12 protein-coding genes are annotated in these 12661 nt (G+C 74.3%); 8 read left to right on the forward strand and 4 right to left on the reverse strand.

The features are described from left to right. Window positions 1–810: RNA polymerase sigma factor (locus tag ABD374_RS32100; RefSeq protein ID WP_425577405.1), on the reverse strand; the 810-nt coding region annotated here is incomplete at its 3' end. Between the two features lie 139 nt (window positions 811–949). On the opposite strand from ABD374_RS32100, the gene radA reads away from it, so the two are divergent. Both radA and disA read left to right on the forward strand, forming a co-directional pair. Next, entirely contained in the window at window positions 950–2365 is a 1416-nt protein-coding gene (gene radA / locus ABD374_RS32105) for a DNA repair protein RadA (RefSeq protein ID WP_344500244.1), read from the forward strand. 91 nt (window positions 2366–2456) lie between these two features. Further along, window positions 2457–3581, forward strand: coding sequence for a DNA integrity scanning diadenylate cyclase DisA (gene disA / locus ABD374_RS32110; protein WP_344500246.1), 1125 nt, complete (start codon window positions 2457–2459; stop codon window positions 3579–3581). Window positions 3582–3627: 46 nt separating this feature from the next. Here the strand turns inward: disA and ABD374_RS32115 are convergent, their stop codons facing one another. Next, on the reverse strand, window positions 3628–4536 hold the full coding sequence (locus ABD374_RS32115; protein WP_344500248.1) for a hypothetical protein: 909 nt from the start codon (window positions 4534–4536) through the stop codon (window positions 3628–3630). Window positions 4537–4711: 175 nt separating this feature from the next. On the opposite strand from ABD374_RS32115, the gene ABD374_RS32120 reads away from it, so the two are divergent. Beyond that, window positions 4712–5359, forward strand: a complete 648-nt coding sequence (locus tag ABD374_RS32120) for a phosphatase PAP2 family protein (RefSeq protein ID WP_344500250.1) — start codon at window positions 4712–4714, stop codon at window positions 5357–5359. Here the strand turns inward: ABD374_RS32120 and ABD374_RS32125 are convergent. Both ABD374_RS32125 and ABD374_RS32130 read right to left on the reverse strand, forming a co-directional pair. Beyond that, window positions 5312–6013 carry a response regulator transcription factor gene (locus ABD374_RS32125; protein ID WP_344500260.1) on the reverse strand — a complete coding sequence of 234 codons (702 nt, stop codon included), beginning with the start codon at window positions 6011–6013 and terminating at the stop codon, window positions 5312–5314. The genes ABD374_RS32120 and ABD374_RS32125 overlap by 48 nt on opposite strands. Continuing rightward, entirely contained in the window at window positions 6010–7779 is a 1770-nt protein-coding gene (locus tag ABD374_RS32130) for a sensor histidine kinase (protein ID WP_344500252.1), read from the reverse strand. The genes ABD374_RS32125 and ABD374_RS32130 overlap by 4 nt, the downstream gene beginning before the upstream one ends. Before the next feature lie 102 nt (window positions 7780–7881). Between ABD374_RS32130 and ABD374_RS32135 the strand changes: the two genes are divergently transcribed. The 5 genes from ABD374_RS32135 to cseC all read left to right on the forward strand — a co-directional run bounded on the left by ABD374_RS32135 (window position 7882) and on the right by cseC (window position 12296). Next, entirely contained in the window at window positions 7882–8793 is a 912-nt protein-coding gene (locus ABD374_RS32135) for an HhH-GPD family protein (RefSeq protein ID WP_344500254.1), read from the forward strand. A 156-nt stretch (window positions 8794–8949) separates the two neighbouring features. Beyond that, window positions 8950–9507, forward strand: a complete 558-nt coding sequence (locus ABD374_RS32140) for a SigE family RNA polymerase sigma factor (protein WP_344500256.1) — start codon at window positions 8950–8952, stop codon at window positions 9505–9507. Continuing rightward, window positions 9495–10166, forward strand: coding sequence for a hypothetical protein (locus ABD374_RS32145; protein ID WP_425577406.1), 672 nt, complete (start codon window positions 9495–9497; stop codon window positions 10164–10166). The genes ABD374_RS32140 and ABD374_RS32145 overlap by 13 nt, the downstream gene beginning before the upstream one ends. Before the next feature lie 49 nt (window positions 10167–10215). Next, a complete protein-coding gene (gene cseB / locus ABD374_RS32150; RefSeq protein WP_344500258.1) occupies window positions 10216–10920 on the forward strand; it encodes a two-component system response regulator CseB in 705 nt (234 codons plus the stop codon). Window positions 10921–11006: 86 nt separating this feature from the next. Then, the gene (gene cseC / locus ABD374_RS32155; RefSeq protein ID WP_344500263.1) at window positions 11007–12296 is read left to right on the forward strand and encodes a two-component system sensor histidine kinase CseC; all 1290 of its coding nucleotides are present in this window, start codon (window positions 11007–11009) and stop codon (window positions 12294–12296) included. Window positions 12297–12661 lie beyond the last annotated feature (365 nt).

Below are 12661 nucleotides of genomic sequence, written 5' to 3' on the forward strand. Positions count from 1 at the left end.
CCGCGGCGCCCCGATGAGCGGCAGCGCGGCGGGCGCGGCGCCCGTCCCCGGCCACGGGCCGCCCGCCCCGGCCCGCTCGGCGGAGCGCCGGCAGCGCGGGCAGTCGTCGACGTGCCGTACGAGCTCGCGGCACAGGGCCGCACCGAGCAGCACCTGGTTGTCGCCGGTCAGGCGGGCGACGATCGGGCAACCGCCGCTCTCCACCACGGCGAGCGCGGCCCGGGTGCGCTCCACCTCGCAGGCCGCGGCGGCCAGCAGTTCGCGGGCGGCGGGGTAGTCCATGCCCAGGACGGCGGCGACCTCGCGCGGGCCGAGACCGTGGCGTACGGCGAGCTCCAGCGCGTCGCGCTGCTCGGGGGTGGTGCCCGCGGCCTCGGGCCAGGCGAGCAGGGCCAGCTCGCGCCGGCGGCGCAGGGCGGTCTCGTCCGCCTCGGCGCCCATCCGCCCGGCGGCCGGGTCCGGCGCGCGGTGCCCGCTGTGCGCCCCCTGCCGGCGCCGCTTCTGCTCCACGAGCCTGCGCAGGCAGGCCCACCGCGCCAGGGCGTACAGCCAGGCCCTGCGCTCCGGCTCACGGGACGGACAGCGCCCGTGCTGCCGCTCGGCGACCGCCAGTACGTCGCCGAGCACCGCCGTCGCCGCGTCGTGGTCGCAGAGCACGGACAGGCAGTAGGTGAACAGACCGTCCAGATACGGCTCGTACGAGGCGTACCGGGCCGGCGGGGCCTGCGCGGGCGTGGGCCGGGGCGCGCGGTCGTGCGCCCGGTGTGCGCCGGTGGTGTGCGTAGGGGGTTCCAGCCTGCTGCTTGTCACCCGGCGACCGTAGGCAAAGGAGGCAGGGCTCTTCGTACCCCTTGAGCAGTTTTAACCCGTACGGGTGAACAGATCCCTCGAAAGGGGACAGGAATTCGGAATTCCGTGACTGTCGGACCCGGCCTGTACGGTCACCACCATGGCTGCCCGTACATCTCGTTCATCCGCGAAGGACCGCCCGTCCTACCGCTGCACCGAATGCGGCTGGACGGCCGCCAAGTGGCTCGGCCGCTGCCCCGAATGCCAGGCCTGGGGGACGATCGAGGAAACCGGCACGCCCGGCGTGCGGACCACCGCGGCCGGCCGGGTGAGTTCCGCCGCGCTCCCCATCGGCCAGGTCGACGGCCGCACCGCCACCGCCCGCTCCACCGGCGTCGACGAGCTGGACCGCGTCCTGGGCGGCGGCCTCGTCCCCGGCGCCGTCGTGCTGCTCGCGGGCGAGCCGGGCGTCGGCAAGTCGACGCTGCTGCTGGACGTGGCGGCGAAGGCGGCGAGCGAGGACCACCGCACGCTGTACGTCACCGCCGAGGAGTCCGCGAGCCAGGTGCGCCTGCGCGCCGACCGGATCGGCGCGCTCAACGACCACCTCTACCTCACCGCCGAGACCGACCTGTCGGCCGTCCTCGGGCACCTCGACGCGGTCAAGCCGTCCCTTCTCGTCCTCGACTCGGTCCAGACGGTCGCGTCGCCCGAGATCGACGGCGCACCGGGCGGCATGGCCCAGGTCCGCGAGGTCGCGGGCGCGCTCATCCGGGCCTCCAAGGAGCGTGGCATGGCGACGCTCCTGGTCGGCCACGTCACCAAGGACGGCGCCATCGCGGGGCCGCGGCTGCTGGAGCACCTCGTCGACGTCGTGCTGTCCTTCGAGGGCGACCGGCACGCGCGCCTGCGGCTCGTACGGGGCGTCAAGAACCGGTACGGCGCGACCGACGAGGTCGGCTGCTTCGAGCTGCACGACGAAGGCATCACCGGCCTCGCCGACCCCTCGGGGCTCTTCCTCACCCGGCGTGCCGAGGCAGTCCCGGGGACGTGCCTGACCGTCACGCTCGAAGGGCGCCGCCCGCTCGTCGCCGAAGTGCAGGCGCTCACCGTCGACTCGCAGATCCCCTCCCCCCGGCGCACCACCTCGGGTCTGGAGACCTCCCGCGTGTCGATGATGCTCGCCGTGCTGGAGCAGCGCGGCCGCATCACCGCCCTCGGCAAGCGCGACATCTACAGCGCGACGGTGGGCGGCGTGAAGCTCTCCGAGCCGGCCGCCGACCTCGCGATCGCGCTCGCGCTCGCCAGCGCGGCCAGCGACACCCCGCTGCCGAAGAACCTGGTCGCGATCGGCGAAGTGGGCCTCGCGGGCGAGGTCAGGAGGGTCACCGGCGTGCAGCGCAGACTCGCCGAGGCGCACCGTCTCGGCTTCACGCACGCCCTGGTCCCGACCGACCCGGGGAAGGTTCCGGCCGGCATGAAGGTCACCGAGGTCGCCGACATGGGCGACGCCCTCAGGGTCCTTCCTCGCCGCTCTCGCGCACAGGCCCCACAAGGCGAGGAACAGCGCCGGTAGACTTTGCCCTGGTCTCGCCCACCCGTACGAGCACGCGAGGCGAAGTTCAGTGCCCTCCAGGGCACCGCAACCCCGTGACCGGAGGAGTGCAGTGGCAGCCAACGACCGGGCAGCAGCATCCGGAAAGTCCGGCTCAGGCTCGGGCACCGAAGCGCTGATGCGCGCCTCGCTGAGCGCCGTCGCGCCCGGCAAGGGCCTGCGCGACGGCCTGGAGCGCATCCTGCGCGGCAACACCGGCGGCCTCATCGTCCTCGGTATGGACAAAACCGTCGAATCGATGTGTACCGGCGGTTTCGTACTGGATGTGGAGTTCACCGCGACCCGCCTGCGCGAGCTGTGCAAGCTCGACGGCGCTCTCATCCTCGACAAGGACATCACCAAGATCCTGCGGGCCGGCGTCCAGCTGGTCCCGGACGCGTCCATCCCGACCGAGGAGACCGGCACCCGCCACCGCACGGCGGACCGCGTCTCCAAGCAGTGCAACTTCCCCGTGGTGTCGGTCTCGCAGTCGATGCGCCTGATCGCGCTGTACGTCGACGGGGAGCGCCGGGTCCTGGAGGAGTCGGCGGCGATCCTGTCCCGCGCCAACCAGGCGCTGGCCACCCTGGAGCGCTACAAGCTCCGCCTCGACGAGGTCGCCGGCACCCTCTCCGCGCTGGAGATCGAGGACCTGGTGACGGTCCGCGACGTGACGGCGGTGGCGCAGCGCCTGGAGATGGTGCGCCGCATCGCCACCGAGATCGCCGAGTACGTGGTGGAACTGGGCACCGACGGACGCCTCCTCTCCCTCCAGCTCGACGAGTTGATCGCGGGCGTCGAGCCGGAGCGCGAGCTGGTCGTACGGGACTACGTGCCGGAGCCGACGGCGAAGCGTTCCCGCACGGTCGACGAAGCGCTGACCGAGCTGGACGCGCTGTCCCACACCGAGCTGCTCGAACTTCCCGTCGTGGCGCGGGCGCTGGGCTACAGCGGCTCCCCGGAGACGCTCGACTCCGCCGTCTCGCCGCGCGGCTACCGGCTGCTCGCCAAGGTCCCGCGGCTGCCCGGCGCGATCATCGAGCGGCTCGTCGAGCACTTCGGCGGCCTCCAGAAGCTGCTCGCCGCGAGCGTCGACGACCTCCAGACGGTCGACGGCGTCGGCGAGGCGCGGGCGCGTTCGGTGCGCGAGGGCCTGTCCAGGCTGGCCGAGTCGTCGATCCTGGAGCGCTACGTCTGAGCCGGGCGGCGCCGCCCGGTCCCGCCGGCCGGGACCGGGCCCGGTCCTAGTCCTTCTTCAGCGTGAACGTGGCCGGTGACTTCGCGCCCGGCATCTCCAGCAGGTAGGTCCCGTCGCCGACGGACGCGGCGGGCGGTGTCGCGCACTTCGGCGCGCTCTGGCGGAGGTCCCACTGGACGGTGTGCTTGACGGTGCTGTGCGCGGGGACGCGGAGCAGCAGGCTGCCGGAGGTCCGCGGGCAGTGCTTGGAGGACCACACCGTCTCGTTGTCGTCGTCGGTGATGGTGAGCACGGCGGCCTTCGGTCCGAAGTCCATCTTGCAGGCGGCGCCCGAGGTGTTCTCCACGATCAGCTCGAACTTGGGCTTCTCGCCCGCCTCGTACTCGTTCTTGAGGCTGCGCAGGGTCAACTCGATGGTCGCGGCGGTGCAGTCGGGAAGGCTGGAGTTGGCCGGCACGCGCTGGCCGCCGCCCCCGCCGGTGCCGCCGACGGCAGTGCTGCCGGTGTCCGCTCCTGCGCCGCCGCTGCCGCCGCTGCCGCCGGAACCGTCGCCGCCACCGTCGGCCGCGCCGCCGTCGCTCCCGCCGCCACCCGCGTCCGTACCGCCGTCTTCGCCGCCACCGCCGTCTTCGCCGCCACCGCCGTTTCCGCCGTCGCCGCTGCCGCCGCCGTCGTTTCCGCCCCGGTCGCCGCCGGAGCCGCCCGAGCCGTCGCGGCCGCCCGGGTCCTCACTGATGGCGGGGCCCGAGGACTCGGGGCCCGGGGTGATGGTGGTGGTCGGCGCGGGAGTGGCGCCGCTGTGGGCCTTGCCGTCCTCGTCGCCCCCGCCGCCGGTGGACGTGACGATCCATAGGGTCAGCAGTACGAGCAGCACGACCAGGGACAGCGCGACTGCCCTCCGGCGCCAGTAAATGGAGGAGGGAAGCGGCCCGACTGGATTGCGCATAGATCCCACGGCGCAAACTGTACGAGAGATCGCAGCCAACTCCTGCCCCACCCGCCGCCTGCGGCACCAACTTTTCACGATCATCATTTCGGTCCGTCGCGGCGGCCCCTGTCTTTCGTCGGGGTGCGGCACCTGACGATCGCTCAATGTCACGGCCCCGCCGGGATCCGTACGGTCCGTGACCATGGACAGCACCGAGCTCTACCGGGACATCACCGCCTTCGCCGGCACCACCCCTTCCTGGGTCCGGCACCTCGCCGAGGTCTGGACGGAGGCGGGCATCCTGCTCTTCGGCGTCCTCTTCGCCGTGGGGTGGTGGCGCGCGCGGAACGGGGACGCGCGCACCGCCGCACTGGCGGTGCTCGCGCCGCTCGCGACCGCCGTCGCCTACGTGGCGAGCGAACTGCTGAAGACGGTGGCCGACGAGGAGCGTCCGTGCCGCGCCGTCGCGAACGCCGCGGCCTCGCTCGTGGCGTGCCCGCCGACCGGGGACTGGTCGTTCCCCAGCAACCACGCGACGATCGCGGGCGCGGCGGCGGTCGGCCTCGCCTTCGCCTGGCGGCAACTCGCACTCGTCACCGTCCCGATGGCCCTGCTGATGGCCTTCTCGCGCGTCTTCGTCGGCGTGCACTACCCGCATGACGTGGTCGCGGGGCTGCTGCTCGGCGCGGTGGTGGCGGCGGTGGCGCTCCGGACCCTCGCGCGCCTCGCGCAGGCGGTCGTCTCGACGATGCGTACGAGCCGGCTCACCCTCGCGGCCTGGCTCGCGGGGCCGGGGCCGGAGTCAGGGCCGGGGCCCATACCCGGAGGCCGGCCCGGCGTCAGGCCGTAGCGCCGGTGCCGTCAGCCCCGCCTCGTACGCGACGATCGCCGCCTGGACGCGGTTCCTGACCTCCAGCCGCTCCAGGACCGCGCTCACATACGCCTTGACCGTGCCCTCGACGAGATGCAGCCGCGCCGCGATCTCCGGGTTGGACAGCCCGGCGCCGACCAGCGCGAGCACCTCGCGCTCACGGGGCGTCAGCCGCTCGGTGCGGGCGCGGGCGGCGGCCGCGCGGCCCAGCTTCTCGCCGCCGAGCTCCGCGATGACATGGCGGGCCACCTTCGGCGAGAGGAAGGCGGCGCCCCCGGCCACCGCCCGTACGCCCGCCAGGAGTTCGTGGGGGTCGCCGGACTTGAGGAGGAATCCGGTGGCGCCGCCGGACAGCGCGCGGGCGATGTACGCGTCCGCCGAGAACGTCGTCAGGATCGCCACGGCGGTCCCCGGAACGGCCCTGGCCACCTCCTCGCAGGCGGCGAGGCCGTCGAGGCGCGGCATACGGATGTCGAACAGGGCGACGTCGGGGCGGTGGGCACGGACCAGTTCGACGGCCTCGCGGCCGTCGGCGGCCTCCGCGACGACCTCGATCCCCGGGTCCGCGGCGAGGATCGCCCGTATCCCCGCCCGCATCATCGTCTCGTCGTCCGCCAGCACCACGCGGATCACCGCTCCCACCCCTTCTCCTCCTTCCCTGTTTCCCCGGTGTGCTCCCGAGTGGTGCTCAGCGTGGGCACCACCGCCTTCGACACGAGACGGCCCTGCGCGAAGCAGATCCTGAAGTGGTCGACCGCCACGAAGAGTTCACGGCTCGCACGGTAGTAACGGCAGTCGGCGCCGGGCGGCGGCGCGGGCGCGCGCTCGACGGGCGGGTCGGCCACGGTCCGGTCCGGCAGGACCCGTGCGGCCCCGGTCTCACTCTCCCCGACGCGCAGGCTCGCGTAGTCGGCGGGGGCCAGGGCGGTGTGGGTTCTGGTGTACGCGTACCAGCCGAGGGCGCCCGCCACCAGTACGGCTCCGAGGCCCCCCGCGGCGGCGAACGACACGGCGGCGCGGCGCCGGGCCCGCCGCCGCGCCAGCAGGAAGGCTTCGGGGGCGCGGCCCTCTGCGGCGGGCCCGGCGCCGGTGCCGACGCCGCCGCGCGGCCGTGCCTCGCCGGGTCCCGGGAGGGTGGCCGTCACGCGGAAGCCGTCGCCGTGCGGGCCCGCGCCGAACGTACCGCCCGCCAGGGCCACGCCCTCCCGCAGGCCCAGCAGCCCGGAGCCCGTGCCAGGCGTGCCCGGGGAGCCTTCCCCGGCCGGGCGCCGGGAGGGCCCGCTCGTGACCGTGACCGTCGTCGCGCCGCTGCCCGGGGCCGTCGTGACGCCGACCGTCACCGCCGCCCCCGGCGCGTGCTTCGCCGCGTTCGTGAGTGCCTCCTGGACCACGCGGTACGCCGTGCGCTCCGGCGCCCCGGACCGGACCGCACGTACCGCCGAAGCGGGCGGGGACGACAGCAGGCGCACCGGCATGCCGGAGTCCGCCGCCCGTGCCACCAGGTCCTCGATCGTCTCCCCCGCCGGAGCGAGCGAGGGTCCGGCCGGCGGCTCCCCCTCCCGCAGTACGCCGATGATCTCCCCGAGCCGGTCCGTCGCGTCGGACGCCGCGGCCCGCAGCTCCCGCGCCGCGTCCCGGTGCGGCGCGGCCAGACCGGGCGCGACCTGGAGCGCGCCCGCCCGTACGGCGATCAGGCTGAGCTCGTGCCCCAGCGAGTCGTGCATGTCCTGGGCGATCCTGGCCCGCTCCAGCAGCCGCGCCCGGTCCGCCACGATCCGCTGTTCGCGCTCCAGCTGCGCGGCCCGGCTCCATCCGGCGGCGACCAGCTCGCGGCGCTGGCGCCAGTACCGGCCCGCCAGCCACGGGAAGACCGCCCCGAACAGCAGCGTCCCCAGCAGGACCAGCCACTCCACGACCGGGTCGACGCGGCGCACGGCGATCACCGCGGTGCCCGCGGCGGCCACCGCCCCGAGAACGGGCGACGCGTCGCGCACCCGCGCCGCGCGGAGTCCGAGCAGCAGGCAGAAGAGGGAGAGGGCGGGTCCGTACGAGAGGGTGAAGAGCGAGCGCGACGCGGTCAGGCCGAGCGCCGCGACCAGGCCCGCCGCCGCCACGGGCCGGGCCCGCCAGACCGACGCGGCCACGGCCAGCACCACGAGGCCGGCGGCTTCCTGCCACCCCGGGCGCGGTTCGTTCAGGCCGATCCGGTCGACGGCGAGCGCGGGCACGGCGAGCGCCGCCCAGAGCAGGGCGTCGCTGAGGAGGGCCCGCAGGGAACACGGAGAGCGCAGGGAACGCGGGGAGCGCAGGGAACGCGGGGAACGCAGGGAACGCGGGGAGAGCGGGGCGGGGCGCGCGGGACCGGCGGGGCGAGGGGTGCGGCGGCGGATGGGCGGCATCCCGCCGACGCTACAAGCGGCCGCACCGTCCGCGCCCCTGCCGATCGTCAGGTCCTGGCGTGCCGGGGTCGCGCGCCGAAACGTGTCAGGATCGGTGGTGCCATGACTGCCACAAGTGAAACCCCCACGAACGCGACCGCCGCCACCGCCCTCCACACCCCCGTCATCGCGTGGTTCGACGCTAACGCCCGCGACCTGCCCTGGCGCCGGCCCGAAGCCGGTGCCTGGGGTGTGATGGTCAGCGAGTTCATGCTCCAGCAGACGCCGGTCAGCCGTGTCCTGCCGGTGTACGAGCAGTGGATGCGGCGCTGGCCGCGCCCCGTCGACCTGGCCGCCGACGCCCCCGGCGAAGCGGTCCGCGCCTGGGGCAGGCTCGGCTATCCGCGCCGCGCGCTGCGGCTGCACGGCGCGGCCGTCGCGATGACGGACCGGCACGGCGGCGGCGTACCGAGCGACCACGCCCAGCTCCTCGCCCTGCCCGGGGTCGGCGAGTACACGGCCGCGGCCGTCGCCTCCTTCGCCTACGGGCAACGCCACCCCGTCCTCGACACGAACGTCCGCCGCGTCTTCGCCCGTACGGTCACCGGCGTCCAGTACCCGCCGAACGCCACCACCGCCGCCGAGCGCAGGATCGCCCGCGCCCTCCTCCCCGACGAGGAGGCGCGGGCGGCCCGGTGGGCGGCCGCCTCGATGGAGCTCGGCGCGCTCGTGTGCACCGCGAAGAGCCCGGACTGCGGGGCCTGCCCGGTCTCCGGACAGTGCGCGTGGCGGCTGGCGGGCAAGCCGGCGCACGACGGGCCGCCGCGGCGCGGTCAGACGTACGCGGGTACGGACCGCCAGGTGCGCGGCAAGCTCCTCGCCGTCCTCAGGGAAGCGGACGAGCCGGTTCCGCAGGCCGCGCTCGACGCGGTGTGGCACGAGCCGGTGCAGCGGGCGCGGGCGCTGGACGGGCTGGTCGCGGACGGGCTCGTGGAGCCCCTGGAGGACGGCCGCTACCGGCTCCCCGCCGCCTGAGGACCTCTGGCGTTCTGTGCTCGCCGTTACACAACCGATGGGCAGCCGTGCGTCTGCCGACGGCTTCCCCGGACAGTGCCGTGACAACGCCTCCGTAGCGTCATCGCCGTAAGCAAGCAGGTCACGGGGTTGGCAGTGGGACGGAGGCGGTTCTGAATGGCGCACGGCGAGGTGCTCGAATTCGAAGAGTACGTACGCACTCGGCAGGACGCCCTGCTGCGCAGCGCCAGGCGTCTGGTCCCCGACCCGGTGGACGCCCAGGACCTCCTCCAGACCGCGCTGGCGCGTACGTACGGCCGCTGGGACGGCATAGCGGACAAGTCGCTGGCCGACGCCTACCTGCGCCGCGTCATGATCAACACGCGGACCGAGTGGTGGCGCGCCCGCAGGCTCGAAGAGGTCCCGACCGAGCAGCTGCCCGACGCGAGCGTCGAGGACGGCACCGAGCAGCGTGCGGACCGCGCCCTGCTGATGGACGTACTCGGTGTACTGGCGCCCAAGCAGCGCAGTGTGGTCGTGCTGCGACACTGGGAGCAGATGAGCACGGAGGAGACCGCCGCGGCCCTGGGCATGTCGGCGGGTACGGTCAAGAGCACGCTGCACCGGGCACTGGCCCGGCTCCGGCAGGAGCTGGAGAGCCGCGAACTGGACGCGCACGCCCTGGAGCGTGCGGAGCAGGGCGACGAACGGGAGATGGAGCGTTGCGCGGCCTAGGCGGCAGGGGCAGCAGGTCCTCACTGGCGGCGGGCGCCACGGCGATGGCCGGCGCCGCCGCCGTCGGTCTGCTCGTGGTGTCGTGCCACGCCGGGGGGACGGGCGCGCGGGACGCGGGCCCGGCGCGTACGGACCCGGTGGCCAGGGCCACCCTCCCGGAGGACGAGCCGTCGCCGTCCGCCGCCAAGCGGGTCGACGCGGTGGCGCTGCTCCAGGGCGATCCGAAGGTCAGCTCCACGGTGAAGCGGGACCTGAAGCCGTGCGTCAAGGACGAGTACCCGGTCGACACGTCGTACGGGAAGCTGACCGGCGGGGCCGCCAACGACGTCGTGGTGAACGTGATGACGTGCGGGGACGCCGTGGGCCTCGGGACGTACGTGTACCGCGAGGACGAGGGCGCGTACGAGAACGTCTTCGCGGCCGAGGGCCCGGCGGTCTACGCGGAGATCGACCGCGGCGACCTGGTGCTGACCAAGCCGGTCTACGGGAAGGACGACCCGATGGCGTACCCGTCCGGCGAAGAAGTGATCACGTACCGCTGGTCCGGGAGCAAGTTCACCGTGCACGACCACGTGCACAACGACTTCAGCCGCGCGGTCGGCGGGGACGGCGACGTGGGCGGAACCGGGACTGCTCCGTCCGGCCCGCCGGACGGCTGAGCGAACGACCGAGAGAACCACCGAGAGCGCAGAGAGCAGAGAGCAGCCGATGGCCGAGACCCATGTCCTGTTCGTGGAGGACGACGACGTCATCCGCGAGGCGACACAGCTCGCTCTGGAGCGCGACGGCTTCACCGTCACCGCCATGCCCGACGGGCTCTCCGGCCTCGACGCCTTCCGCGGCGACCGGCCGGACATCGCGCTGCTCGACGTGATGGTGCCCGGCCTGGACGGCGTGAGCCTGTGCCGGCGCATCAGGGACGAGTCGACGGTGCCGGTGATCATGCTGTCGGCGCGGGCCGACTCGATCGACGTCGTACTGGGCCTGGAGGCGGGGGCCGACGACTACGTGACGAAGCCTTTCGACGGGGCGGTGCTCGTGGCCCGGATCCGGGCGGTGCTGCGCCGCTTCGGGCACGCGGGCGGGCCGGGCGGCCGTACGTCCGACGAGGGGGCGGGGCCGGACGGCGGGCTGCTCGTCTTCGGTGAGCTGGAGATCGACACCGAGGGCATGGAGGTCCGCAGGAGCGGCGAGCCGGTGGGGCTGACGCCGACGGAGATGCGGCTGCTGCTGGAGTTCTCGTCCGCGCCGGGCACGGTGCTCTCGCGCGACAAGCTGCTGGAGCGGGTCTGGGACTACGGGTGGGGCGGGGACACCCGGGTGGTGGACGTCCACGTGCAGCGCCTGCGTACCAAGATCGGCCAGGACCGCATCGAGACGGTCCGCGGCTTCGGCTACAAGTTGAAGCCGTGAGCCGGCGTTTCCAGTCCCTCCGGCGCCCGGGGGCCGGGGCGCGGGGCGGCGCCCCGGCCGTCGCGCGCCCCGGCCCCCGCCCCGCCCTGCGCACCGGCGTCCGCTGGAAGATCAGCATCGCGATCGCCGCCGTCGGCGCGCTCATCGCCGTCGCGCTCAGCCTCGTCGTGCACAACGCCGCCCGCGTCTCGATGCTCGACAACGCCCGCGACGTACAGATCGAGCGCCTCCAGTTCGCCCAGCGGTGGTACGAGTCCTCGCGCGAGCCCCGGTTCGGCACCAAGATCAACGATCCGGCCCTGCCCGAGGAGCTCCAGGCGAGCATGGCGAACGGCCGCCGGGCCACCTACGTCTCGGAGCACGACGACGGCGTGCCCGACGTGTGGGCCGCCGCGCCCCTCGCCAACGGGGACGTCCTGTCGCTGCACACCCGGTTCACCGACCGCAGCGCCACCGTCATGGCCGACCTCGACCGCGCCCTGGTCATCGGTTCGGTCTCGGTCGTCTTCGGCGGCTGCGCGCTCGGCGTGCTGATCGGCGGCCAGCTCTCCCGCCGCCTGCGCAAGGCGGCCACCGCCGCGGGCAAGGTCGCGCAGGGAAACACGGAGGTACGCGTGCGGGACGCCATCGGCGGCGTCGTACGCGACGAGACCGACGAGCTCGCGCGCGCGGTCGACGCCATGACCGACGCCCTCCAGGAGCGGCTGGAAGCGGAGCGGCGCGTCACCGCGGACATCGCCCACGAACTGCGCACCCCGGTCACCGGCCTGCTCACGGCGGCCGAGCTGCTGCCGCCCGGCCGCCCGACCGAGCTCGTACGGGACCGGGCGCAGGCCATGCGCACGCTCGTCGAGGACGTGCTGGAGGTGGCGCGGCTCGACAGCGCGGCGGAGCGGGCGGAGCTCCAGGAGATCGCGCTCGGCGAGTTCGTCGGCCGCCGGGTCGCGCTCTTCGATCCGGACGCGGTGTTCCGGGTGGTGCACGAGTCGTGGGTGAACACCGACCCGCGCCGCCTGGAGCGCATCCTCGTCAACCTCCTCGGCAATGCCGCCAAGCACGGCCGGGCTCCCCTCGAGGTCACGGTCGAGGGCCGGGTCGTCCGGGTCCGCGACCACGGTCCCGGATTCCCGGAGGCGCTGCTCAAGGAGGGGCCGAGCCGGTTCCGTACGGGCAGCAGCGACCGGGCGGGGCGCGGGCACGGCCTGGGCCTGACGATCGCGGCCGGCCAGGCGCGCGTCCTCGGGGCACGCCTCACCTTCCGCAACGCGCACCGGGACGGCGGGGCGATCGCGGTCCTGTGGCTGCCGGAGCACGCGCCGACCACCACCGGCAGCTTCCCCGTCGTACAGCTCCCGGACGCCGGGACGCGCCCTTAGCGGGGCCGGCGGGCCCCGGCGGTCCGGAGGACTCCCGGGGGAACGCGGAACGTCACGTCGCCGGTTCCCCCACCGCACCGGACGAGGCCGTCCTCGCACACCCGCCGGCGGAGGGCGGCCTTGAGGCGTGCCTGCGGGTCAGGGGCCGGCGTCCGCCCGGACTGCCGCTGGGCACGGCGCTGCTTCCGGCAGGATGCGGTGCCGGTACCGGCATGCGGCACTGACAACGGACGGACAGCCGGACAGCCCCCGGCGCGAACGACACTGTTGGGAAACAGGCCGTGGTCATTGCGTCCCGTCGCCGTCAGGCGACGGGACGCAATGCTTCGAAGCGAGAGGTGCGGGTCCCGGCTCGGGGAGTGCCG

Origin of the sequence: Streptomyces enissocaesilis, assembly GCF_039533765.1 — a bacterium.
Taxonomy (GTDB): Bacteria; Actinomycetota; Actinomycetes; order Streptomycetales; family Streptomycetaceae; genus Streptomyces; species Streptomyces enissocaesilis.